This is a genomic window from Micromonospora sp. WMMD1082 (assembly GCF_029626175.1).
GTDB lineage: Bacteria > Actinomycetota > Actinomycetes > Mycobacteriales > Micromonosporaceae > Micromonospora.
The window spans coordinates 3,959,693-3,983,936 of sequence record NZ_JARUBM010000002.1 but is presented as its reverse complement, the minus strand read 5'-3'; the positions used below and the strand labels follow the sequence as shown (position 1 = coordinate 3,983,936).

22 protein-coding genes and 2 pseudogenes are annotated in these 24,244 nt (G+C 72.1%); 6 read left to right on the top strand and 18 right to left on the bottom strand.

Annotated features, from left to right (window positions below; genetic code table 11):
- Nucleotides 1–98: 98 nt before the first annotated feature.
- Nucleotides 99–578, top strand: a complete 480-nt coding sequence (locus O7615_RS18285) for a hypothetical protein (RefSeq protein ID WP_278178907.1) — start codon at nt 99–101, stop codon at nt 576–578.
- 198 nt (nt 579–776) lie between these two features.
- Here the strand turns inward: O7615_RS18285 and O7615_RS18280 are convergent, their stop codons facing one another.
- Nucleotides 777–965, bottom strand: a complete 189-nt coding sequence (locus O7615_RS18280; protein WP_278178906.1) for a DUF397 domain-containing protein — start codon at nt 963–965, stop codon at nt 777–779.
- Complete coding sequence (locus O7615_RS18275; protein WP_278178905.1) at nt 956–1,756, bottom strand: helix-turn-helix transcriptional regulator; 801 nt, start codon at nt 1,754–1,756, stop codon at nt 956–958. Before O7615_RS18275 ends, O7615_RS18280 begins: the two co-directional genes overlap by 10 nt.
- A 187-nt stretch (nt 1,757–1,943) precedes the next feature.
- Between O7615_RS18275 and O7615_RS18270 the strand changes: the two genes are divergently transcribed.
- Complete coding sequence (locus O7615_RS18270) at nt 1,944–2,273, top strand: hypothetical protein (RefSeq protein ID WP_278182135.1); 330 nt, start codon at nt 1,944–1,946, stop codon at nt 2,271–2,273.
- 4 nt (nt 2,274–2,277) lie between these two features.
- On the opposite strand, the gene O7615_RS18265 is transcribed toward O7615_RS18270, so the two are convergent.
- The 7 genes from O7615_RS18265 to O7615_RS18235 all read right to left on the bottom strand — a co-directional run bounded on the left by O7615_RS18265 (nt 2,278) and on the right by O7615_RS18235 (nt 11,546).
- The gene (locus tag O7615_RS18265) at nt 2,278–2,736 is read right to left on the bottom strand and encodes an SgcJ/EcaC family oxidoreductase (protein ID WP_278178904.1); all 459 of its coding nucleotides are present in this window, start codon (nt 2,734–2,736) and stop codon (nt 2,278–2,280) included.
- A gap of 50 nt (nt 2,737–2,786) precedes the next feature.
- Complete coding sequence (locus O7615_RS18260; RefSeq protein WP_278178903.1) at nt 2,787–4,145, bottom strand: ABC transporter ATP-binding protein; 1,359 nt, start codon at nt 4,143–4,145, stop codon at nt 2,787–2,789.
- A 91-nt stretch (nt 4,146–4,236) separates the two neighbouring features.
- Entirely contained in the window at nt 4,237–6,426 is a 2,190-nt protein-coding gene (locus tag O7615_RS18255) for a bifunctional glycosyltransferase family 2 protein/CDP-glycerol:glycerophosphate glycerophosphotransferase (RefSeq protein ID WP_278178902.1), read from the bottom strand.
- A gap of 15 nt (nt 6,427–6,441) precedes the next feature.
- Nucleotides 6,442–8,472 (bottom strand): DUF5941 domain-containing protein, encoded by a 2,031-nt coding sequence (locus O7615_RS18250; protein WP_278182134.1) that lies wholly within the window; start codon nt 8,470–8,472, stop codon nt 6,442–6,444.
- A gap of 41 nt (nt 8,473–8,513) precedes the next feature.
- Nucleotides 8,514–9,260, bottom strand: a complete 747-nt coding sequence (locus tag O7615_RS18245; protein ID WP_278178901.1) for an ABC transporter ATP-binding protein — start codon at nt 9,258–9,260, stop codon at nt 8,514–8,516.
- An 18-nt stretch (nt 9,261–9,278) separates the two neighbouring features.
- Nucleotides 9,279–10,106, bottom strand: a complete 828-nt coding sequence (locus O7615_RS18240) for an ABC transporter permease (RefSeq protein ID WP_278178900.1) — start codon at nt 10,104–10,106, stop codon at nt 9,279–9,281.
- Nucleotides 10,107–10,175: 69 nt separating this feature from the next.
- On the bottom strand, nt 10,176–11,546 hold the full coding sequence (locus O7615_RS18235; RefSeq protein ID WP_278178899.1) for an L-serine ammonia-lyase: 1,371 nt from the start codon (nt 11,544–11,546) through the stop codon (nt 10,176–10,178).
- A 392-nt stretch (nt 11,547–11,938) separates the two neighbouring features.
- Between O7615_RS18235 and O7615_RS18230 the strand changes: the two genes are divergently transcribed.
- Nucleotides 11,939–12,145: a PspC domain-containing protein gene (locus O7615_RS18230; protein WP_278178897.1), complete on the top strand. Its 207-nt coding sequence runs from the start codon at nt 11,939–11,941 to the stop codon at nt 12,143–12,145.
- 216 nt (nt 12,146–12,361) lie between these two features.
- Here the strand turns inward: O7615_RS18230 and O7615_RS18225 are convergent, their stop codons facing one another.
- From O7615_RS18225 to pdxH, 7 genes and pseudogenes are all read right to left on the bottom strand, one after another.
- Entirely contained in the window at nt 12,362–13,114 is a 753-nt protein-coding gene (locus tag O7615_RS18225) for a DUF4230 domain-containing protein (RefSeq protein WP_278178895.1), read from the bottom strand.
- A gap of 86 nt (nt 13,115–13,200) precedes the next feature.
- Complete coding sequence (locus O7615_RS18220; protein WP_278178893.1) at nt 13,201–14,361, bottom strand: acyl-CoA dehydrogenase family protein; 1,161 nt, start codon at nt 14,359–14,361, stop codon at nt 13,201–13,203.
- Nucleotides 14,358–14,663: a type II toxin-antitoxin system VapB family antitoxin gene (locus O7615_RS18215; RefSeq protein ID WP_093404142.1), complete on the bottom strand. Its 306-nt coding sequence runs from the start codon at nt 14,661–14,663 to the stop codon at nt 14,358–14,360. The genes O7615_RS18220 and O7615_RS18215 overlap by 4 nt, the downstream gene beginning before the upstream one ends.
- A 189-nt stretch (nt 14,664–14,852) precedes the next feature.
- Nucleotides 14,853–15,455, bottom strand: a complete 603-nt coding sequence (locus O7615_RS18210) for a nitroreductase family protein (protein WP_278178892.1) — start codon at nt 15,453–15,455, stop codon at nt 14,853–14,855.
- A gap of 45 nt (nt 15,456–15,500) precedes the next feature.
- Complete coding sequence (locus O7615_RS18205; RefSeq protein ID WP_278178891.1) at nt 15,501–16,430, bottom strand: aldose 1-epimerase family protein; 930 nt, start codon at nt 16,428–16,430, stop codon at nt 15,501–15,503.
- Between the two features lie 83 nt (nt 16,431–16,513).
- Nucleotides 16,514–17,806, bottom strand: a pseudogene (locus O7615_RS18200) (MFS transporter); the annotation flags it as partial.
- On the bottom strand, nt 17,803–18,456 hold the full coding sequence (pdxH, locus tag O7615_RS18195) for a pyridoxamine 5'-phosphate oxidase (RefSeq protein WP_278178890.1): 654 nt from the start codon (nt 18,454–18,456) through the stop codon (nt 17,803–17,805). The gene pdxH and the pseudogene O7615_RS18200, both read right to left, overlap by 4 nt.
- Before the next feature lie 253 nt (nt 18,457–18,709).
- Here pdxH and O7615_RS18190 point away from each other — a divergent pair, with 253 nt between their 5' ends.
- From O7615_RS18190 to sepH, 3 genes are all read left to right on the top strand, one after another.
- Nucleotides 18,710–19,816, top strand: coding sequence for a citrate synthase 2 (locus O7615_RS18190; RefSeq protein ID WP_278178889.1), 1,107 nt, complete (start codon nt 18,710–18,712; stop codon nt 19,814–19,816).
- Between the two features lie 338 nt (nt 19,817–20,154).
- Nucleotides 20,155–21,282, top strand: coding sequence for a phosphoserine transaminase (serC, locus tag O7615_RS18185; RefSeq protein ID WP_278178888.1), 1,128 nt, complete (start codon nt 20,155–20,157; stop codon nt 21,280–21,282).
- A gap of 156 nt (nt 21,283–21,438) precedes the next feature.
- The gene (sepH, locus tag O7615_RS18180) at nt 21,439–22,521 is read left to right on the top strand and encodes a septation protein SepH (RefSeq protein WP_278178887.1); all 1,083 of its coding nucleotides are present in this window, start codon (nt 21,439–21,441) and stop codon (nt 22,519–22,521) included.
- Between the two features lie 221 nt (nt 22,522–22,742).
- On the opposite strand, the pseudogene O7615_RS18175 reads toward sepH, so the two are convergent.
- A pseudogene (locus O7615_RS18175) lies at nt 22,743–23,564 on the bottom strand (IS5 family transposase); the annotation flags it as partial.
- A 98-nt stretch (nt 23,565–23,662) separates the two neighbouring features.
- Nucleotides 23,663–24,241, bottom strand: coding sequence for an RNA 2',3'-cyclic phosphodiesterase (gene thpR, locus O7615_RS18170; RefSeq protein WP_278178886.1), 579 nt, complete (start codon nt 24,239–24,241; stop codon nt 23,663–23,665).
- Nucleotides 24,242–24,244: the final 3 nt, after the last annotated feature.

The window sequence follows — 24,244 nt, the reverse complement described above, 5'->3', positions numbered from 1 at the left end:
CATCTGTGGCAGTGTAGGCAGTCGACACGCCGGTCTGGGTGCAGCCAGAGTGCCACGCATCGGGCCGACTAGCCGCTGGGCGGAAACACGGTGACGTCATGAGACTGGCGCGAACGCTGACCGTCGCCGCCTTCCTCGCCCTGTCCGCTACGGCCTGCACCGCGAGTGGAGAACCCCCGACGCGGGAGGGTCAGGCTCCCCCACCTCCGCGCGGCGACAGCGGCTGCTCGCCGACCCGCATCGACGCCGCCGAGCTGGCGCCGGACGCCGGAGGGTGGCTGGTCACCGCGGTCCGCAGAGTGATGCCGAAGGCGGCCGACGAGCCCCCTCCCGCCGAGGTCGACCAGCCGTTCGCGCCCTGGGTCGACTGGAAATCCGCCCGCGTCGACGAGGACGCGGCCGTCGCCATCATCGAGGACTCGCTCGGCCATCCGGCCTCCGGCACCAGCGCCACGCTCGCGGATTTGGATCGTGTCCTGTCCGGCGTCACCGAGTCACGCACGCACGTCGGCTTCACCGCAGTGAAGGTCTTCTCCGTCCCGTTGACCGCCACCTGTCGGGACGGGAGCACGGTCTAGCGGAGTGCTCTCCACCTGGTCCGATGCGGAGACCGGCGTGGTGGTGTGCGTGACCAGGTACGCCGAGGGGGAAGCCTCGGCTGTCGCGCTCCGGGCCCAGGCCGACTTCTGCGACTGACGTCTGGGCCCGTCCGGCGTCCAGGTCCGGCCGGCACGATGATTCCTCTCGGCCGGACCGCCGACGGTGCTGCCCGCAGGTCAGTGCCGCTTGGCGAACTCCACGAACGCCCGCCAGGTCGCCGGGGTGAAGGTGAGCACCGGCCCCGGCCGGTCCTTGCTGTCCCGCACGCCGACCACCCGCGCCAGGTTGTCGGCCACCTCCACGCAGTCGCCCTGGTTGCCGCTGCTGCGGGTGCTCTTGCGCCAGGTCGCACCGGTCAGGTCCATGATTCCGCCGCCTCCGCGATCATCTTGAGGGTGGCCCCGTGGGGCAGCGCCTCGGCCCGGACAGACTCCCAGGTCTGCCGGAGGGAGTTTACGTCCACTGTGCGCTCCACGATGGTGCCCTTCAACTGGTTGTCGAGGTAGGCGATGTCATCGTCCTCGGGCGGTGTGGCGATCACGAAGGCGCCGTTCAGCCCGGGGTAGGCACCGACCCCCTTCGGCACCACGTGCAGGTGCACCCGGGTCCGGTTGCCCACCTCCACCAGGTGCCGTAGCTGCTCCCGCATCACCTTCGGGCCGCCGACCGGGCGCTCCAGCGCCGTGTAGTCGAGCACCGCCACCAGCAGCGGCGGCTTGGGTCGGGCGAGCACCTTCTGCCGGTCGAGCCGGGCGGCCAACGGCTGCTCGACCTGGTCGCCGACCAGATGGCTGGCGCCCTCGTAGAGCGCGCGGGCGTAATCCTCGGTCTGGAGCAGGCCGGGCACCACCAGCGGCTGGAAGCTGCACAGCGCGGTCGCCTCCTGCTCGATCGTCACCCACTCGCGGAACCACGGCATCAGGCTCTCCTTGAGGATCGCCTCCCGGATCCGCGCCAGCAGCCCCTCGCCGCCAAGAGCGTCGTCACAGCGCAGGGTGAACTCCTCCCGGGGCGCACGGCGACACTGCTCGACCGAGGCCACCAGCGAGGCCGAGTAGCTGATCCGCTCGCCGAGCGCCTCCTGGGAGAGGCCGGCCTTCGTTCGCAGCCGGCGTAACTCACCGGCGAACAGCTCCAGCATGGGCATCCGATCCATCTGCACACCTCTGCACTTCGGTGACGGTCGTGTCGTACGGCCGGGTCGGTCGGACCCGATCGCCTTCCGAAGGTAGTGGCACCGTCAGCAGACTGTCACGTGTCGGATACCCCGAGTTGCCGCAAGTCGTGAAGTTTCTGCCGGATCGGAGCGAGCAGACATGACCAGTCCCACGCCGAGTCGACCGGTGATCAGCCATCAGTTGCCGCAGCCGAGCGGCGGGCCGGCACCCGACCGGCCCCGGGCGTACCCCCTGCACGAGACGCCACACACGCCGCTGCGTCCGATGTGGTGCTGCCGGGCCTGCGGCCAGCCGTGGCCCTGCTCGACGGCCCGCCTGCTGCTCAAGGTCGAGTACGGCCGCAACGAGGTCGGCCTGTCGATCTACCTTGCCGGCCTCTTCTACGAGGCCACCCGCGACCTCTACCGGCTCAACCCCGACGACGCTCCCGCCCCGCGCGACCTCTTCGCCCGCTTCCTCGCCTGGTCCCCCTATCGCCGCCCGCTGACCGGGTAGGAGATCAGGAGGTGGGGGTGAAGATGGGGCGGGACGGGGATGTCGGGGCGAGTTCGTCGTCGGGGGCGGCGGTGTTCTGGCAGGCGGTCAGGCGCCACTGGCCGTCTTCCTTCGCCATGATCCAGAGTGGCGAGCCCACGTCCGGGCCGTCGGGCGTCTGGTACACCTGGCGCAACTTGACGGCGGCGACATCGGGGCGGATGAACAGCACGTGTTCCAGCTCGAACGTCATCGTCAGGCCCCGCATCCCACCGGGCAGCACCTGGTGCGTGAAGGTCGATATCGCGTCGAGGCCGAAGAGGCGCCTGCCATGACCCGTGGTCCAGATCGCGTCGTCCCGGAACAGGGCGAGGAACTCGTCCGGGAGTTCGTTGTTCTGGGCATGTTCGACCGTGGCGACCACCTGCCTGATCGCCTCGATCTCGGCCGCCCGTGTCCGCTCGTCCATCCCCGTCGCAGTCATGACGATCACGGTAGAACCTCAAGCGCGCTTGAGGTCAAGGCGCCGAAACCTCAGCGCCAGCCGACGTCGATGCGGGCGCCGCGTTCGTCGAAGAAGTGCAGGGCGTCCATGCGCACCTGGACGGCGAGCGGATGACCGGCGGTGACCGCGGGATAGGGGGCGAGCCGGACAGCCAGCTCGGCCGGGCGGCGGTGGTGGCGGCCGGGGTCGTGCAGCACGCTGGCCGAGGTCTTGCCGTTCGGTGACTCCGCCGACTCGCTGCCGGCCCGGCCGGTGAACCGCTGCATCACCTGGCCGAAGCGGCGCAGGCCGCGCTGGCCGAGCGGAGTCTCCGCGTCCGGCGCGGCGCCGACCTCGTCCACCACGATGGCGGTCGCGCCGATGTCGAGGAAGGCCAGCGACTCGTGGCCGTGGTGCTCCAGGTAGCGGATCCGGCCCTGGAGCACATCGCCCGGGGTGTCCGGGGCGACCGGGGTGAGCGCCTCGGCCCGCATCCCGATCACGATCCGCTCGCCGTGATAGTGCGCCACCGCCCGGCTGCGGATGTCGTCCCAGGGCAGGTAGAGCGCCTGCTCGCCGAGGGTGAGCGTGACGTACCGGTCGAGGTGGACGTAGACCGACGCCTCCAGCAGGTTCATCCGGGGACTGCCCAGGAACGCCGCGACGTAGAGGGTGGCCGGTCGGCCGTACACCTGGGTGGGCGTGCCGACGTCCTGAAGGACGCCCTTGCGCATGATGGCGACCCGGTCGGCCATGGTCAGCGCCTCGGCCTGGTCGTGCGTCACGTAGATCGTGGTGACTCCCAGCTCGCGGGTCAGGCCGGAGATCTCCGCCCGCAGTTCCGCGCGCAGCCCGCTGTCCAGGTTGGACAGTGGCTCGTCCATCAGGAACAGCTCGGGCCGGCGGACGATCGCCCGCCCCATGGCGACCCGCTGCCGCTGCCCGCCGGAGAGCTGGCTGGGCCGCCTGGCCAGCACGTCGCCGATGCCGAGGGCGCTGGCCACGTCGGTGACCCGCTCGCCGCGGGGGGCCGGCTCGACGCCGGCCAGCTTGAGCGGAAAGGCGATGTTGTCGTTGACACTCATGTGCGGGTAGAGGGCGAAGTCCTGGAAGACCATCGCGATCTTCCGCTCCCGTGGCGGCAGGTCGTTGGCCAGTACTCCGTTGAGCATCACCGCGCCGGCGCTCGGCTCCTCCAGGCCGGCGACCATCCGCAGCACCGTCGACTTGCCACAGCCGGACGGGCCGAGCAGCACCATGAACTCACCGTCGTTGACGTCGAGACTGACGCTGTCCACCGCGACGGTGCCGTCCCGGAAGACCTTCGTGACATCCTTGAGCGCGACGGTGGTCACCGTCTCCTCCCCCACCTCGTCGGCGAAACCCCGAATGACTGTGACCAGGATCATGCCGTCGGTACATCGGGTAAACGTGTCATGTTCCGGTCGTGACAGACCTATTACGTTCCATCGAGTAGTGACGATCGCTTGCCAGCGACCCTCAGCTGCCCGCCTCGCCGAGGAAGACGCGGCGGACCACCCGCTCGGCGGCGTGCCCGTCGTCCAGGGCACAGAACCGCTCCCGGAAGCGCGCCCGTGCCTGCTCGGCGGCGGGTGCGCGGACCGCACCGGAGCGGAACACGTCAAGCAGCTCGGTGAAGGTCCGCGCCACCGGGCCGGGCGGCTCGGCGGTGACGTCGAAGTAGACACCCCGGGTCAGCCGGTAGGCGTCCCAGTCCGGCGCGTAGATCACGATCGGCCGGTCCAGGACGGCGTAGTCGAACATCGCCGACGAGTAGTCGGTGACCAGCACGTCGGCCGCGAGGTAGAGATCCTCCACCCGGTGCTGGGCGCTCACGTCCAGGATCCGCCCCCGGGCGGCCGGTGGCGGCACCCGGCGATCCCGGTCGTGGAAGTAATGACTGCGCATCAGCAGCATCCCGGACGGCCCGATCCCGTCGAGGAACCGCTCCGGGTCGAACGGCGGCCGGTACCGGGGCAGGTGCTCCCGGTGCGTCGGGGCGTACAGCACGACCTCCTCGCCGAGGCCGGCGCCGAACTCCGCCCGCAGCCGCAGCACGTCCTCGGCGGTCGAGGTCACCAACCGGTCGTTGCGCGGATACCCCACCTCCAAAGTGGTGTACGCGGCCGGATAGGCGCGTTCCCACATCTGAGTGGAGAAGCTGTTCGAGGTGACGCTGAAGTCCCAGCGGTCCACCCGGCGCAGCAGCCCACCGAAGTCCGCCCCGACCGCGCCCAGCGGATAACGCTGCTGATCCAGCCCCATCACCTTCACCGGCGTGCCGTGATGGGTCTGCACGTGCACCGTGCCCGCGCGCTTGCGCACCGAGTCCGGGAAGTTGACGTTGTTGACCAGCCACCGGGCCCGGGCCAGCGCCCGGTGGTACGCGGCCGTGCCGGCGACCACGTACTCGACCCCGTCGGGCAGCGTGTGCACCCGGTCCCGCCGGACGATCCACACTCCCCGGATCTGCGGCGCCAGCCGCCGGGCCGCCTCGTAGATCGCCGCGGGATTGCAGGCGTAGCCGCGGTACCAGTAGGCGGCGTAGACGGCGAGGTTCTCCTCGACCGGCCGGCGCCGCTCGGCCCGCTGGTACTGGCGCAGCACCGCGTCCCGGGCCAGCCGGACGCCGCGCCGGGCCGGTGGGAGCACCCGGCGCCGGGCCCGGCCGGCGACCCGGCGGGCGGTCTCCCCCGCCCGGCTGGCCGTCCGCAACGCGCTGAACGTACGCCAACTGCCCGTCGCCACCAGCCGGTGCTTGAGCCCCTGGACCCCGGCCGGCACCCGGTGACCGTCGGGCGGCCGGAAGCGGGCGTGCTCGATCGCGACCCGGGCGAAGAAGGTCGGCCGCAGCTCGGGGGCGATCCGGTCGCCGTTGCCGAGCACGATCAGGTAGTGCCACATCATCCGCTCGAAGATGGCCGGCCGCAGCTCCTCGGGCCCGAACCGGTCCAGCTCCCGGAACACCCGGTGCCACTGCGCGAACACCTCGAAGTGCCGCTCACCCCGGGTCCGCGTGATCGCCCCCGCCCGCCGCTGCCGGTAGTTCACGCAGACCACGTCCAACACGCCGATCCGGTCGGCGGCCAGCAGCGCCGGGTAGCTGAACGAGACGTCCTCGTACCAGCCGGGGGCGAAGCGCAGCCCGACGTCGGCCAGGAACTGCCGGCGGAGCAACCGGTTCCAGGCGGTGTGCAGCAGCTCCAGCGTCTCCGGCCGCTCGGCCAGCCGGAACGTGACCGGGCCGGGTGGCTCGACGAGGACCTCGGCCATCGCGCTGCGGCTCACCGTGTCGTCCCAGTGCGCGCGTACGTGGTCGACGACCAGCACGTCCGGGCGGGTCGCGCGCAGTCGGGCGGCCACCTCGACGAGGCAGTCCGGCGCCAGCCAGTCGTCGCCGTCGACGAACCAGACGTACTCGCCGACGGCCCGGTCCAGCCCGACGTTGCGGGCCGGGCCGAGCCCGACGTTGCGATCCAGGCGCACCGCCGTCACCCGGTCGTCGCGGTCGGCGTACTCGGCGAGGATGTCGCCGCTGCCGTCGGGTGAGCAGTCGTCGACCCCGATCACCTCGATGTCGTTGACCGGCTGCCCGAGGATCGAGTCGAGGCACTCCCGCAGGTAGCCCTGCACGCGGAAGGCCGGGACGACGAAGCTGATCAGCGTCATCGTCCCGGCCCCCCGTCAGAGCGTCACGCGGCCTCCCGTACCCGCCGGCACCCGTGCCGCGCGGGCCGGCAGCACCACCCAGGCCAGCACCACGCTCCCCACGAAGAGGGCCAACAGGTAGACACCGAGTGTAGCCAGACCAATACTCACGATTCCGGCGATCGCCGCCAGCGCCAGCACCACCGACCGCCCCTCCCAGCCGAGCGTCGCCGCGTGCAGCGGCGGTGCCGGTTGCCGCTTCTCCAGCCGGGCGACCAGGTCGTAATGATGCAGGGTGAGCACCAGGACGTAGCCGAAGATCAGCCAGGCCGGCGCGCCGCCGATCACCCCGACCGCGATGGCGAACAGGTACTCGGCGGCCCGCAACGCGGCGGGCACCAGCCAGTCCAGCGGCCCGTTGTGCGCCGCGCCGGCACCCGCCGCCGCGACCAGCAGCACCAGCAGCGCCACCGGCACCGCCGCCCAGCGCAGCCAGGCCACCGCGCCACTCCCACCGCCCGCAGCGGAGCCGACCGCGTCGGAGCCGACCGCGCCCGGACCGCCCGCGCCGGCCAGCAGTGCCGCCAGCAACAGCAGTGCCGCGCCGAGCGCCGCGACCACCGCCAGGACCAGCGGTCCCGGGCGCCGGGCCACCGGGAACCGCGCGGCCAGCGGACCGTCGTCGCGGTGCAGGGTCGCGTCGAGGGTGTCCAGCACCGGCACCCACATCCAGCGCGCCCGCAGCGTACGCAGCGCACCCGTGTACGCGAACGCCAGCACGCCCCAGGTCAGCACCGCGAACAGGGCGATCCGCTGGTCGAAGAGCGCCACCGCCAGGGCGATCAGTGCCCACCGTTCCCCGATCGGGAAGACCACCGTGCGCTTGAGCCAGTACGACACCGAGCCGGTGTCCGCCTGCACCCGGGTCGACGCGGCGTTCAGCCGGTCACCGATGCCCCCGCCGGTGCCGACCGTCTTCGGCCGGCGCGCCGCCTCGTCGTGCAGTACGCCGTACCACGCGTCGGTCATGTGCCGCACGGTCTGCAACGTCATCGCGGCGATCGCGAGGGCCCAGCCGTACCGGAACCCGGCCTGGGTCGCGCCGAGCCCGAGGCCGGCGTAGACCAGATACTCCTTCGCCCGGTCGGCCATCGTGTCCAGCCAGCCGCCCCAGGCGCTGAAGTTGCGGGTGTAGCGGGCCAGTTGGCCGTCCACGCAGTCCAGCACGAATCCGAGGTAGAGCAGCACCGCGCCGGCGACCAGCAGCGGCCGGCCACCGGTGGCGAAGAGCGCCGCGGCAGCCGCTGCGAAGACCACCGACACCATGGTCACCGCGGTCGGGCTCAGCCCCAACCTCGCCGCCGCCCTGGTCACGTACGGGGACCAGGTGCTGACGAAGAAGGTGGTGAAGAAGTCGTCCTTCTCCTTCACCGACAGCCGCAGCTCGGCCCGGTCCTCGTCGACCTCGGTCACCGCCGTCTCCGCACCGGCCAGCCCGGCGTCGTCGTCGACCCGGTGCGCGACCAGCAGGCGTACCCGCTGCGCGAAGACCAGCGCACCCTGCGCGGTGAGCCCGGCGAACACCTGGTCCACGACGGGCCCGGCCGGGTCACCCACCCGGGTGGCCGGCGCGCCCGACCCCGCACCCCGCTCCGCCGGCGGCCGGCCGGCAGCGGCGGCCCGGGCGGCGGCCACCAGCGCCGGCACGTCGTCCGGGCCGACCCGCACCGCGCCACCGAAGATGCCGGTGCCACCCCCGTCCACCCGGTCGGGGCGGCCCGCCTCGACCACCTGGCCGCGCTCCTCACGCACCACGGTCCGCCCGCCAGCCGGCGGGTCGGTCAACACCAGCGCCACGGTCGGCCCGACCGGGCTGGTCACCAGGTGCCGCAGTACGGCGGTGTGCGCCACCAGGTCGGCGCCGCTGACCACCACCGGGCCGTCGGCCGCGCCGGCCAGGTCGGCCAGCTCGGTCAGGTCGGCGGCGACCCGCACCTCGGACACGCCGGCCCGGCGCCACTGGGCGGCCAGCCGGTCGGTCAGCGTCTCGCCGGTACCCGTCGGCAGGCTCGCGGCCGGCGCCCCGGCGGCGAGCACGATCACGAGGGTCACTGCGGAACCGCGTCGTGGTAGGCGGACAGCGCCTCGGCGATCGTGCCGTCGACGCTCAACCGGCCCGCGTCGAGGAAGATCCCCCGACGGCAGAACCGAATCAGATCCTTTTCGTTGTGTGACACCAGCACCAGAGTGCGCCCCTCCCCGAGCAGACGATCGATGGTCGTGTAGCACTTCGCGCGGAACTCGGCGTCGCCCACCGCCGTCACCTCGTCCATCAGCAGGATCGGGTGCGGCAGGTGGGAGATGATCGCGAATCCGAGCCGGACCTTCATGCCCGACGAGTAGTGCCGCACCGAGGTGTCGATGGCGCGCTCCACCTGCTCGCCGGCGAACGAGACGATCTCGTCGAAGTGCCGCTTCAGGTACGCCGACGACAGCCCGTGCAGCCCGCCCACCAGGTACAGGTTCTCCCGGCCGGTCAGGTCGTTGGAGAAGCCGGCGGAGAGTTCCAGCAGCGGGGCGACGTCACCCCGGACCCGGATGCGCCCCTCGTCGGGGATCAGCACCCCGGCGATCAGCCGCAGCAGGGTGCTCTTGCCGGTGCCGTTGCGGCCGACCACGCCGACGGTCTCACCCGACGCGATCGAGAAGGAGACGTCGCGCAGCGGCCAGAACCGGCCGTCGGAGGCGCCTCGCGTACCCCGGTGGATGAACAGCTCCCGCAACCGCAACTGCCGGCGGCGGTTGCGGACGAACCGGATGCCGAGGCCCTCCGCCTCGATGATCGCCTCACCCATCACGGTTCCTTGAGCCCATCAGAGTTCCTTGAGCACGGCGGGTTCGAGCCGGCGGAACGCCCACCAGCCGGCGACCAGCAGCACCAGGCTGATGCCGATGGTGGTGGCGAGCATCCGGGCTCCCGGGAACTCGTCCGGATACCAGACCGCGTGGTGCAGCTGGAAGATGCCGACCAGCGGGTTGAGTTCGTAGCCCAGCTTGAGCCAGCCGGGCAGGCCGGAGTCGCGCACCAGGCTCAGCGGATAGATGATCGGCGTGGCGTAGAAGAGCACCCGGATGATCAGGCGCATGAACCGCTCCACGTCCCGCATCAGCACGTTGCACGCCGACAGCAGCAACGCCAGCCCGATCAGCAGGGTGGCCTGCACCAGCACCGCGAGCGGCAGGGCGAGCAGCGACCAGCCCGGGTCGATGGTGCCGTTGGTCGCGTACCAGATGGCGATGGCGGCCAGGATCGGCAGGCCGGCGGCGTACTCGGCGAAGCGCCCGGCGACCCGGCCGATCGGGAAGACCTGCCGGGGCACGTTCATCGTGGTGATCAGGCGGGACTGGCCGGTGAGCGCGTGGGTCGCCTCGCTCAGCGCCGAGCTGGTCCACATCCAGGCGAAGATCCCGGTGATCAGGAACAGCGGATACGACCCGGCGGCCTCACCGAGATGCCGGTTGGTGTCCCGGGAGTAGAGCACGCCGAAGACGAACCAGTAGATCGCCCCCATGCCCAACGGCTCGATCAGCGACCAGAGGTAACCCAGCACCGACTGCTGGTACTTGACCGCGAGATCGCGTCTGACCAGGATGCGCAGCGAATTGCGGTGCGACCACAACGCCCCGACGCCAGAGGTCACCGCCGTCTCCCGCCTGCTGAACGGACGACAGGTTAGCAGCCGGTGAACGCCGTCCGACGAGCCGTACGCTCAGCACTCGATCACGTTGACGGCCAGGCCGCCGCGCGCCGTCTCCTTGTACTTGACCTTCATGTCGGCGCCGGTCTCCCGCATGGTCTTGATGACCTTGTCGAGCGAGACGGCGTGCACGCCGTCGCCGCGCAGCGCGAGCCGGGCGGCGGTGATCGCCTTGATGCTAGCCACCGCGTTGCGCTCGATGCACGGGATCTGCACCAGGCCCCCGACCGGGTCGCAGGTCAGCCCCAGGTTGTGCTCCATGCCGATCTCGGCGGCGTTCTCCACCTGGGCGGGCGTGCCGCCCAGCGCCTCGGCCAGCCCGGCGGCGGCCATCGAGCAGGCCGAGCCGACCTCGCCCTGGCAGCCCACCTCCGCGCCGGAGATCGACGCGTTCTCCTTGAACAGCACCCCGATCGCGCCGGCCGCCAGCAGGAAGCGCACCACCCCGTCGTCGGAGGCGCCCGGCACGAACCGCGTGTAGTAGTGCAGCACCGCGGGGATGATCCCGGCCGCGCCGTTCGTCGGCGCGGTCACCACCCGGCCGCCGGCCGCGTTCTCCTCGTTCACCGCCAGCGCGAACAGCGTCACCCAGTCCATCACGCGCAGCGGATCCCCACTGGCGGTGTCGGCTGCCAGGCTGCGGCGCAGTTCGGCGGCGCGGCGGCGCACCTTCAGCCCACCCGGCAGCGTGCCGTCGCGGGTGCAGCCGCGTTCGACGCACTCCCGCATCACCCGCCAGATGTCCAGCAGGCCGGCCCGGACATCCGCCTCGGCCCGCCAGGACAGCTCGTTGGCGAGCATCACCCCGCTGATGGAGAGCCCGGTCGCGGCGGTCACGTCGAGCAGTTGGGCGCCGGTCAGGAACGGGTACCGGACCCGGGTGCTGTCCGGCTTGATGCGGTCCGCCCCGGCCGCCGCCTCGTCCACCACGAACCCGCCACCCACCGAGTAGTAGGTACGCGCCCGCACCTCGTCCCCGGCCGAGTCGTACGCCGAGAAGATCATCCCGTTCGGGTGGTACGGCAGCGACCGGCGGCGGTGCAACGCCAGATCCCGGTCCGGATCGAAGTCGATCTCGTGCGTGTCGAGCAGGGCGAGCCGCCGCTCCGCCCGGATCCGACCCATCCGCGCCTCGACGCCGTCGGTGTCGACCGTCTCCGGGGCCGCACCGGCCAGCCCGAGCAGCACCGCGCGGTCGCTACCGTGGCCGTGCCCGGTGGCGCCGAGAGACCCGTACAGCTCGGCCCGCACCCGGGCGACCTCGGTGAGCCGCCCGTCGGCCTTGAGCCCGGCGACGAACGTACGCGCCGCCCGCATCGGCCCCACCGTGTGCGAGCTGGACGGCCCGATCCCCACACTGAACAGGTCAAACACACTGATCATGACTGCACTTCCTCACCGCCGCCGGTATCGCCCGACAGCGGATGGGTCGTGGCCGATCCGTGGTGTGGTCCGGCCGTGGTGGGCGCCCGGGTGAGGGCGCCCGAGCGGCGAGCCTACTCCCCGCACCGCTCCTCGATCTGGCTCTCGGATGACCAGCCGGTTGACGGCTCGGTCGAGTCGCTACCAGACCCGGGATGCCACTCGATCCCGGATCGAGCACGATCTTGGCCGCCTGGTGGGGTGCGGATGGGAGGCGTCGTCAGGTGACCGCGCGGGTAAGCACCTACGGGTCAGTGGAGTGGCGTTCCTCCTCGGGACCGACGGCAGGGCCGCCACCCGTGCCTAACGTTGGTTCCAGAAGCGGCGGATCGCCGCAGAGGGGAAGTACCACGATGAGTCGCAAACTCGTCCGACCCCGGCAGGGGCGCATCTTCGCCGGGGTCTGCGCCGGCCTGGCGCAGCGGTTCGGCACCTCGGCCAATCTGGTCCGGCTGCTGTTCGTGCTGTCGCTCCTGCTGCCCGGCACCCAGGTGATCATCTACCTGGCGCTCTGGATCATCATGCCCAACGAAGACCGCTACCTCGTCACCGGCAGCTGACCCGACCCGCCGCCCACCCCCGACGGCCGGCTGACCCACCATCCCCTGCCCGCCACCGCCACCCTGCCGCCCCGGCCTTGTCAGCCGTCCGCGACGCCAGCCGTCGGGGATGCAGCAGTATCGGGGATGTTGCTGTCTCCGGCGCCGGGGATGCAGCAACATCCCCGATACTGCTGTCTCCGGCAATGGGCCCGGCGGCGCCGACTCCCGGGTGGGTCAGGGGGCGGTGTAGGTGACGGTGACCTGCTCGAAGCCGAGCGAGCGGAGCAGCCCTTCCAGCATCTTGCGGGTGTTCTCCTCGGCCCGGGCGTTCAGGCCGCTGTCCCGCGCGGCGGCGGTGATCCGGTCCTCGGCCAGGCGGTAGACCTGCTGCTGCCGGTTCGGGTCGCCGCCGATCAGGTCACCGACCCGGTTGAGCAGGCCGCGCTCCTCGGCGAAGACGTAGCTCTTCTCCAGGTCGAGGTTGGTCTCGGCCAGTTGCGGCGCCGGCAGCTTGATCTCGACCGACCTGCCGTCGGCCGACTGCACGATCGCCCCCTCGGAGAGGGTGCCGAAGTCGACGTACGCCTCGACGCTGCCCGACCCGACGAACAGCGTCCGCTCGTTGAGCAGCCAGTCCGGCACGTTGCGCCGGTCGTTCTGCAGGTCGACCACCACCTGGAAGTTGCCCTCGGCGGCCACGTAGCGGCTGAGATCCTGCATCGACTCCAACAGCGCGGGCTGGCTGCGGTCGGTCTGCTCCTTGGTGAACGGGTTGCGGAACTCGGGCAGGATCCCGGTGGTCTGCACGCCGAGCAGCACCACCACCGCCAGCGCGGCGGCACCGAGCACCCAGAGCAGGGCACGCGCCGCGCCGCTGCTCTGGTGCGGCGGCTCCGGTGGGACGTCCGAGGTGTCCGTGAGCACGTCACCGGGCTCACGGTCGGCAAACCTGCTGGTGGGCTCGTTGATGTCGCCGTCGCGTGCCATCGCCCTCACCGTCCTCGTCAGACGCGTTGTCTGATGATGACGGTAAGCCCAACGTACGACAGCCGCTCGTCGAGTCGCCGTACCGTTCAGGTGAAGGCGGACACGCCGGTGAGCCGCTGCCCGATCACCAGCTGGTGGATCTCCGAGGTGCCCTCGTAGGTCAGCACGCTCTCCAGGTTGTTGGCGTGCCGCATCACCGGATAGTCACCGGAGACCCCGTTGGCGCCGAGGATGGTCCGGCACTGCCGGGCGATCGCCAGCGCCTCGCGCACGTTGTTCAGCTTGCCGACGCTGACCTGCTCGGGGCGCAGTTTCCCGGCGTCGGCCAGCCGGCCGAGCTGGAGCGCCAGCAGGTAGCCCTTGTTCCACTCGACCGCCATGTCGGCGAGCTTGGCCTGGGTGAGCTGGAAGCCGGCCAGCGGCCGGCCGAACTGGGTGCGGGTGGTCGCGTACGCCAGGGTGGTTTCCAGGCAGTCGCGGGCCGCGCCGAGCGCGCCCCAGACGATGCCGTGCCGTGCCTCGGTCAGGCAGCCCAGCGGCGCCTTCAGCCCGATCGCGTCGGGCAGTCGCGCGTCCGCCGGCAGCCGGACGTCGTCGAGCGAGATCTCCCCGGTCAGCGAGGCACGCAGCGACATCTTGCGGGTGATCTCCCGCGCCGTCACCCCCGGCGTGTCCATCGGTACGGCGAAACCCCGGATGCCCTCGTCGGTGCGGGCCCAGATCACCGCGACATCCGCGATCGGCGCGTTGGTGATCCACATCTTGCTGCCGGTGAGCACCCAGTCGTCGCCGTCGCGGCGCGCCCGGGTCGCCATCGACGCCGGGTCGGAGCCGTGGTCCGGCTCGGTCAGCCCGAACGCGCCGATCGCCTCGCCGGCCGCCATCGCCGGCAGCCAGCGCTGCTTCTGCTCCTCGCTGCCGTAACGCCAGATGGCGTACATGGCCAGGGAGCCCTGCACCGAGACCAGGGAGCGCACGCCGGAGTCGCCGGCCTCCAACTCCAGGCAGGCCAGCCCGTACGCGACGGCCGTCGAGCCGGCGCAACCGTACCCGGTCAGGTGCATGCCGAGCAGGCCGAGCTTGCCGAACTCGCGGGCCAGTTCGCGGGCCGGCACCTGCCCCGCCTCGTACCAGCCGGCGACGTGCGGGCGTACCCGGTCGTCGACCACCTGGCGCACGACGGCGCGGATCTGCCGCTCCTCCTCGGTCAGCGACGAACCCAGGTCGAGCAGGTCCACCGGGGTCACTCGACCGCCTCGGCGAGCACGAACACCCGCGCGTGGATCTGGTTGCGCTGTTGCAGCGCGGCCCGCAGCGCGCGGTGCAGGCCGTCCTCCAGGTAGAGGCCGCCGTTCCACTGCACCACGTGCGGGAAGAGGTCGCCGTAGAAGGTCGAATCCTCCGCGAGGAGCTTGTCCAGCGCCAGCTCGCGCTTGGTGGTGATGAGCTGATCGAGGCGCAGCGGGCGGGGCGGGATCTCCGCCCACTGCTTCAGGGTCAGGTTGTGTTCCGGATAGGGACGCCCGTCCCGGACCGCTCTGAAGATCACGACGGCACGCTCCCCTCCCCCTGGCCGGCCGGTACCGCGACGCCCGACCGGGTCGCGGCACGGCGCCGCGACCTGCGGCGCCGGTGACCGTGCCAGCGTAGCCGGACCCCGCACCCCACGTTCTGCTCCCTGATGCCAGTTTCGTCACCGGTCATCCGGTTCTCAACCGGACGAACCCACCGGTTCGGGTCAGCTCCACCGTCCCCGTCGGACCACCTCGTCCACCGGACGGCGCCCGCGACGCAGCGACGGTGACCGGTGGTCGGGGGCCCGATAACCGATCGTGAGGGCGCCGATCGGGTGGTACGCCTCCGGCACGCCGAACGCCTCGCGGTAGGACTCCAACCGCTGCGGCGGGATGCCGAAGAAGCACGAGCCGAGACCCTCGTCCACCGCGGTCAGCATCATCAGCAGCGCGGCGAAGCCGGTGTCGACGTACCAGTAGGGCACTGGCCACCGGTCCGTCGACCGATCCGCCCAGCCCTTGTCGGGCTCCGCATAGCGCTCCAGATAGACCGAGCGGTTCGCGTGCGGCACCACGATCAGCGGCGCCCGACGCATCCCGGCCAGCCAGCGCTGCATCCCGCCGCCCTCCGGGGTGCTGGCCGCCCAGAAGCGCTCCCGGTCCGCCGGCTCCTCCAGCACCAGGAATCCCCAGCCCTGGGAGAACCCGGCCGACGGAGCCCGCACGCCGTGCTCCAGCAACCGCTCCAGCACCTCCGGCGGAACCGGTCGGTCCGGGTCGTAGTTGCGCACCATCCGGCGCCGCCGGACCACCTCCGCGAACTCCACGCCGTTCTCCTCCCTCGCCCGCCCGTGGCGGCCACGGATCGTCGCTCAGATCCCGGGCCGGATGCCCCAGTCCCCGCGCCAGGTGTCGCCCGGCGCCAGGGTGATCAGATCCCGGCCGGAGCGGAACGCGTCCGGCGGGCAGGTCATCGGCTCCACCGCCACCGACCGACGGAACCGCGCGCCGGTCAGGGTGTCACCGGTGAAGACCTGCCACCAGCCGAACTGGGCGTCGGCCCAGATCCGCAGCCCGGTCGACGTGTCCGGCCCGGTGAGGGTCACCTCGGAACCACCGTCGGCGCCCCGCGCCACCTGCCCGAAGGCGACGTCCAGCACCGCATCGCCGATGCGGCGCGGCTCGGTGTAGTCGTACTCGGTGCCGGCGACCCGCGTCGCGCCGACCGGCAGCAGCCGACCGTCCAGCGTCAGCCGGGTCTGGCCCGGTACGCGCAGCGCGATGTCCTCCACCGACACCCCGGGCAGCCGCAGGTAGGGGTGCACGGAGAAACCGAACGGCGCCGGCTCGGCGCCGATGTTCGTCACCTCGTGCTCGCCCCGCAGCCCGTCGGGCCCCACGCTCCACCGGGTACGCAGCCGCAACGGCCACGGGTACCCGGGCTGCGGCGGCAGGTCGTAGCCGATCGTGACCTCGTCCGGCCGCTGCTCGATCAGCTGCCACGACGCCCAGTTCACCAGGCCGTGGATGGCGGTGTGCCGCTCCGGTTCGCTGATGTGCAGCTGCAACGACCGCCCGCCGAAGGCGTACGCGCCGTCCCGGATCCGGTTCGGCCAGGGAGCGAGCACCTGCCCCGCCGAGCCCGGGCACAACTCGTCGGTGGCGTACCCGTCGAGATGCTCGACCCCGTCCTGCCGGTAGGCGCGGAGCCCGCCGCCCACCTCGACGATGACCGCCTCGTGCCCGGCGGCGGAAATGCTCCACTGCGCCCCCGACAGGGGACGCGGATCGCGGCTGTCCATGTCGCCAGACCCTAGCCCTCGGGCCTGCTGTTCGCTCGCTGCGGTCGACGGCCCTCGGCGCCGCCATCGACGTGGCCCTCGGCGCGGCTCTCCTCGCTCGACGCGGTCGGCAGGCGGTAGCGGGTCAGCGCCGGGAACGCCACGGCGAGCAGCACCGCGAGCGCCGCCGCCGCGATGCCGCCGCCGACCCAGGCCACCCCGCTGCCGAAGCCGGCCGCCATCGCGCCGGCCCGCAGGTCGCCCAGGCGCGGACCGCCCGCCACCACCACCGTGTTGACGCCCTGGAGCCGCCCGCGCATCCGGTCCGGCGCGTACACCAGCAGCATCGACTGCCGCACCACGGAACTGACCAGGTCGGCGGCGCCGGCCAGCACCAGCAGCGCGACGACCAGCCAGAGCTGCCGCGCCAAGCCGGCCAGCGCCACCGCGACGCCCCAACCCACCACCGACAGCACCAGCACCAGCCCCTGCCGCCGGGCCCGGCCGATCCAGCCGGAGACCAGCCCGGCGAGCAGGGCGCCGATCGCGATGGAGCTGTAGAGCCAGCCCACCGCGGCACCGCCGCCGAACCGTTCGGCCGCCACCTCGGGGAAGAGTGCGCGGGGGAAGGCGAACACCATCGCGATCAGGTCGATGGCGAAGGAGAGCAGCAGCACCGGGCTGGCCGCCAGGTAGCGGACGCCGTCGACGATGCTGCGCAGCCCGGCCTGCCGGGGCGCGCCGTCCGGGTCCGGATCGGGCGGCATCGCCGGCAGCCGCAGCGCCGCCCAGACCAGGGCGACCATCAGCGTCGCGTCCGCCGCGTACGCGACCGGCAGCGCGACTCCGAGGTGCCAGATGGCGAGGATCAGGCCGGCGGCCAGCGGCCCGAGGACCGCCGTGGCCATGGCCGTGGTGAAGTTCAGCGTGGTGGCGGCGGGCACCAGCTCGGTGGGGACCAGCCGGGCCACCAGCGCGGCGCGGGCCGGGCCACTGATCGCGAAGGCGACCGAACCCAGCGCCACCAGCGTGAGCAGCAACACCGGGCTGCCGATCCCCAGCAGCGACTGCGCCAGCAGCCCCACCACGGAGACCCAGAGCAGCACCGAGCCGCCCAGCAGCACGCGGCGCCGGTCGATGGCGTCGGCCACCGCGCCGCCCCACAGCCCGAAGACCAGCAGCGGTACGAAGGCGGCCACGCCGAGCAGGCCCACCCAGAACGAGTCCTGGGTCAGCGCGTACATCTCCACCGGCACCGCGACGGCGGTGAACTGGAAGCCGAACATCGCGATGGCGTTGCCGACCCAGAGCCGCCGGTACGCCGGCACCCGCAGCGGACGCAGGTCGATCGCCCAGCGGCGCTGCTCGCGCGGCCGGCTCGTCTCGTCGACCGTCACGGCGCCAGCCGCTCCACGACCCAGCCCGTGCCGGCGCGACGGAACCGCAACCGGTCATGCAACCGGCTGGCCCGGCCCTGCCAGAACTCGACCGAGTCGGGCCGCACCCGCAGCCCACCCCAGTGCGGCGGGGCGGGGATCGGGTCCACGTCGGCGAACCGCTCCGCGGCGGCCCGGTACGCGTCGTCCAGTGCGGCCCGGTCCGGCAGCACCGAGGACTGGGCGCTGGCCCACGCCCCCAGTTGGGAGCCGCGCGGCCGGCTGGCGAAGTACGCCTCCGTCTCCGCGCGGTCGAGCCGCTCCACCGGGCCGGCGACGATCACCTGCCGCTGCACCGGAAACCAGGGGAAGACCAGGCTGGCGTACGGGTTGGCGGCCACCTCGACACCCTTGCGGGAGTCGTAGTTGGTGTAACAGACGAAGCCCTCCGGGTCGTACCCCTTGAGCAGCACCGTGCGCGCGCTCGGCCGTCCGGCGGCGTCGGCGGTGCCGAGCACCATGGCGTTCGGCTCGGGCAGCCCGGCGGCCACCGCGTCGGTGAACCAGCGGTCGAACTGGGTGTGCCAGTCGGCGGCCAGTTCGACCTCGGTCAACCCGGATCCGGCGGCGTACTCGTGCCGCATCCCGGCCGGCGCCGGTGTGTCCCCCATCACGTCCTGCTCCTCCCCGTCGAGCCCGTACGTGCCCCGGCGACCAGCCCGTCAGGCCCAGTCTTATCGAGGCGGGGAGGGTGCCGACAACCGGGATGTCGTCAGCAGCACATTGACAGCGTCTCGCGCACCCGGCCACCAGCAGGCAAGATGTCACGAACACATCCCTGAGGGTCGCCTAAGGCGCTCACCCGGCCGGGGCCGGGACACCGAGCCCGGGCGGGCGCACCGACCACACACCAGGAGTAGTGAGATGGCCGATTTCAAACCCGGACTTGAGGGCGTCGTAGCCTTCGAAACCGAGATCGCCGAGCCCGACCGCGAGGGCGGTGCGCTGCGCTATCGCGGGGTCGACATCGAGGACCTGATCGGCCAGGTCTCCTTCGGCAACGTCTGGGCCCTGCTGGTCGACGGCCGGTTCGGACCGGGCCTCCCCCCGGCCGAGCCGTTCCCGGTGCCGGTGCACTCCGGCGACATCCGGGTCGACGTGCAGTCCGCGGTCGCCATGCTCGCCCCGTACTGGGGCCTGCAACAGATGCTGGACATCTCCGACGAGCAGGCCCGCGAGGACCTTGCCCGGGTGTCCGTCACCGCGCTGTCCTTCGTCGCCCAGTCCGCCCGTGGCCTCGGCCTGCCGGCCGTGCCGCAGAAGGAGATCGACAAGGCGTCGACGGTGGTCGAGCGGTTCATGAAGCGGTGGCGGGGCGAGCCCGACCCGCGGCACGTCAAGGCCGTCGACGCGTACTTCATCTCGGCCGCCGAGCACGGCCTGAACGCCTCCACGTTCACCGCCCGGATCGTCGCCTCCACCGGCGCGGACGCCGCCGCCTGCATCTCGTCGGGCATCGGGGCGCTCTCCGGCCCGCTGCACGGCGGTGCCCCGTCGCGGGTGCTGAGCATGCTGGAGTCGGTCGAGCGCAGCGGCGACGCGGAGAGCTACGTCAAGGGCGTGCTCGACCGGGGCGAGCGGCTGATGGGTTTCGGCCACCGGGTCTACCGGGCCGAGGATCCGCGCGCCCGGGTGCTCCGGCGCACCGCCAAGGAGCTGGGTGCCCCGCGCTTCGAGGTCGCCGAGGCGCTGGAGAAGGCCGCGCTCGCCGAGTTGCAGGCCCGCCGCCCGGACCGGGTGCTCGCCACCAACGTCGAGTTCTGGTCCGCCGTGGTGCTCGACTTCGCCGAGGTGCCGGCGCACATGTTCACCTCCATGTTCACCTGCGCCCGGATGGGCGGTTGGAGCGCCCACATCCTGGAGCAGAAGAAGCTCCAGCGGCTGGTCCGCCCCTCGGCCCGCTACGTCGGCCCCGGCCCGCGCAAGCCGCACGAGGTCGACGGCTGGGACGCCGTCCCGCACGACGTCTGACGTATAGGAGTAAGGAGGGGTCCCTTACCAACGCCTCGTGGCATAGGAAGGGGCCCTTCCTAACGCCCGGCCCCGGACCGACGGCTTCCGCGCGGCGGGGTCGGCCGGCGCACGGTGGCGGCGGGCCATGGCAGCGGGCGGTGGCGGCGGGCTGTGGCGGACGCCTCACGGTTCGAGGTGGGACCAGCGCCCGGACCGGCGGCGACGGGTGCGAGGATGAAGGCCGGCAGCGCCGCCGGAAGGGCTTCGACCTCGGCTTCACCGTGCAGCCGCACGCGCCGTCGGTCCGCCCATCTGCTCACCCGGGCCCCGACCCATGCGGAAGGATCTTGAACACCGTGGCTGACGCACCGACCATCCGGATTCCCGACGAGATCAAGCCCGCCGACGGCCGATTCGGCTGCGGGCCGTCCAAGGTCCGTCCGGCGGCGGTATCCGCGCTCGCCGAGGTGGCGACCAGCTACCTGGGCACCTCCCACCGGCAGCAGACCGTCCGCGACCAGGTCGCCCGGCTGCGCTCCGGGATCGCCCAGTTCTTCTCCCTTCCCGAGGGCTACGAGGTGGTCATCGGCAACGGTGGCACCACCGCGTTCTGGGAGGTCGCCGCGTTCGGACTGATCCGCGACCGGGCCCAGTTCGCCAGCTTCGGCGAGTTCGGCGCGAAGTTCGCCAAGTCCGTCAGGGACGCCCCGTTCCTCGGCGAGCCGACGATCCGCAAGTCCGACGCGGGCGGCGCGCCGACCCTGGTCGCCGAGGCCGGAGTGGACGTCTACGCCACCCCGCACAACGAGACCTCGACCGGCGTGGCGGTGCCGATCAGCCGGGTGGCCGGCGCCGACCCCGGCTCGCTGCTGCTGGTCGACGCCACCTCCGGCGCCGGCGGGCTGGAGATCAACGTCGGCGAGACCGACGTGTACTACTTCGCCCCGCAGAAGTGCTTCGGCTCCGACGGCGGGCTCTGGCTGGCCCTGATGTCGCCGGCCGCGCTGGAGCGGGCCGCCCAGGTCAAGGCGTCGGGTCGGTACATCCCGGCCTTCCTCGACCTGGTCACCGCGATCGACAACTCGCGGCTGGAGCAGACGTACAACACCCCGGCGCTGGCCACCATCTTCCTCGCCGCCGAGCAGACCGACTGGATGAACGCCCAGGGCGGCCTGGCCTGGGCGGCCAAGCGGACGGCCGAGAGCGCCGCCACCGTGTACGGCTGGGCCGAGCGCTCGCCCGTCGCCACCCCGTTCGTCACCGACCCGGCGCTGCGCTCGAACGTGGTCGCCACCGTCGACTTCGCCGACGGGGTGGACGCCGCCGCGATCGCCAAGGCGCTGCGGGCCAACGGCATCGTGGACACCGAGCCGTACCGCAAGCTGGGCCGCAACCAGTTGCGGATCGCGCTCTTCCCGGCCGTCGAGCCGGCCGATGTGGAGGCACTGACCGCGTCCATCGACTACGTCGTCGAGCGGCTCTAGAAGACCCTGCCGTACGCCACGCGCCCGGCCGATCCGACGGGTCGGCCGGGCGTGGCGTCTCCCACCTGGCTCCGGATGGGCGTACCGTGGTGCGCAACGCCCCGGGTGGCCGGCTCGTGGCGTAAACGGCCAGCGAAGCGGGACGGAGGCAACGCGATGCGCCCAGTACGCTTCGTCGCCCTCTCCGAGGACGGCCAGGCCCTGGTTCTCGCCGACGAGGTCGGGCGGCTGCTCGCCCTGCCCATAGACGAACGCGTCGCCGTGGTGCTGCACGCCGAGCCGGGTGCGCCCACGCTCGCGGTGGCACCGACCGCCGCCGATCCGGTGCCGTCGCTGTCCCCTCGGGACATCCAGGCCCGGATCCGCTCCGGCGAGTCCGCCGAGGATGTCGCCCGCATCGCCGGCGTCCCGGTCGACCGGGTGCTCCGCTACGCCGGGCCGGTGCTCCAGGAGCGGGCGATGCTCGCCCAGCACGCGCGGCGCACCCGGCTCAAGGGCGCCGAGAAGCCCACGCCGCTGGCCGATGTGGTCAACGGTCGGCTCGCGCAGCACGGGATCGACACCGAGAAGATCTCCTGGGACGCGTGGCGTCGCGACGACGGCACCTGGCGGATCGTCGCCACCTGGCCGTCGGGCAAGGCCACCGCGCAGGCGGTCTGGGATCTGGACAAGACCCGGCAGTCGGTCTCGCCGCACGACGACATGGCGCAATATCTCTGCGCCGAGCGTCCGACGCCGATCCTCGGCCAGGAGCCGGCGCCGGAGCGGGGCGGCCACACCCTGCCCGGCCCGTCGCGTGGCGAGCCGAGTCGGGGTGGCCACGGGCTGCCCGCCCCCGCCGAGCCGGGCCGCTCGGGCCGCGACCCGATCCGCGCCGGCCGCGACGCCCTGCTCGCCTCGCTCGACCGGCCGCTCGGCTCGACCTCGGGTCGCGGTCTCGATCCCCGCTCGCCGGCCGCACTGGCCGGCAGCCAGGACGCGCCGCGCCAGCGGGCGGTCACCGGTGGCGCGGCGGCGCTGCTCGGCGGTGGTCAGGGCTCGGCCTTCGACGACGACGCGGACGCCCCCAAGGAGGTCCCGGCCGTCCCGTCGCTCGCCGTGCTGCGTCCCCGCCGCACGAACACCCCGGCGGCGAGCGCCGCCGAGTCCACCGAGCCCGGCGCCAAGCCCCGCAAGCGCCTCCCCAGCTGGGACGACGTCCTCTTCGGCACCGGCCCCGCCGCCCGCGAGTCCTCCTAACCCACCCGGCCCCCGCTCTCACCCCGTCGATCTTGCACTTTGTGTCGCGACAAAAGCCACGAATGCCGGCATATTAGCGACCATAAATACAAGATCGCGGTAGTCGGGGGCGGGTTAGAGACTGTCGGGTAACTGGATGACTACGTCGTGATAAGTCGCTCGGCGTTGATGCGTCGGGCGGCTTCGCGGTCGGTTGCGTTGCTCCACCTGATCGCTTGACCGGCCAGACGTATTGTCATGAGCCGAATCATCGCGACCTTGATCATGGCTTCCGAGTTGGTGGTCAGTCGTTCGTAGTCGCGGGCCAGACGCCGGTTGCGGACCAGCCATCCGAGCGTCCTCTCCACCACCCATCGGCGCGGTAGGACCTTGAAGCCCTTGATGTCGTCGGTGCGTCTGACGATCTCCAGCAGGACGCCGAGCTGGGTCTTCGCCCAGCTCAACAGGCTGGAGTCGATGCTGTTGGCGTAGCCGCCGTCGGCCCATACGAGGGCGATGGTGGTGAACGCCTCGGCCAACCGTACGAGGATCCGGCGGCCACCGGGACGGTCGTTGACGGAGGCGGAGGTGACCACCACGACCAGAATCAGCCCCATCGTGTCGACGACCAGGTGCCGTTTGCGGCCGGTGGTCTTCTTGCCCATGTCGAAACCACGAGACTCGCCGCCTTCACTCGACTTGATCGACTGGGCGTCCAGCACGGCGGCCGTCGGCTCCGGCTCCCGACCGGCCGCGACTCGCACCCGCCGGCGAAGCTCATCGTGAATCCGGTCCCACGTCCCGTTCTTCCGCCACGTCGTGAACCAGCGATGCGCCGCGTCCGCAGGCGCCAAATCGTGCGGCATCATCCGCCACGGGCAACCCGACCGCAGCACGTAGAAGATCGAGTCCAGGACCAGTCGATCGTCATACACCCGAGGCCGGCCGCCTTTACACAGGTCACGCCCCGGCAGCAGCGGCGCGAGAACCGCCCACATCGCATCGGTCAGACTCGACGGATAGCATGAGCGGGCATCATCCCCGCCGCGATCTCTGTTGCACACACATCAAGATCATGGCGGGGATGATCTATTTGTCGAGCACCCCACATCGACGCGCCTCGCCATAACCCACCGGGCCGGACCGGTTACCCGACAGTCTCTTAGAGGGGCCAGGTGGTTAGGGGGCGGTGGGTGGGGTGTGGGCCGGGTTCGCTGCGGGTGAGCACCAGCTCGACCGCCGGCCACTCCGGGCCCTCGTAGTCGGCCAGGGCGGCGAGATCGGCCTCGATGTCGACGGGCGATAGCCGGTCGCCGGGGCGGGCAACGGTCAGGTGCGGGCGGAACGGCCGCTCGTCGTACGGCAGGCGGGCTCGGCGCAGCCGGGAGCGGATCAGCCGGCTCAGCACCCGCAGCGCCTCGACGTCACCGCCCACGCCGGCCCAGAGCACGGTGAAACGGCCCTGCCCGAACCGCCCGCCCCCGGCCAGCCGCAGCCGGGGCACGGCGGTACGCGCGTCCCGCGACCATGCGGCGGCGAGCCCGAGGGCGCTCTCCACCTCGGCCAGCCGTCCAGGGTCCACCTCGCCGAGGAAGGCGAGCGTGACATGGGCCCGGGTCGGGTCGACCAACCGGACGTTCGTCCCGGCGGCCGCGGCCGTGCCGAGCCGCAACCCGGCCACCCGGGCGGTCAGGTGCGTGATGGCGTCGGTCGGCGGGTAGACGGCGGTGAAGAGTCGCACGTG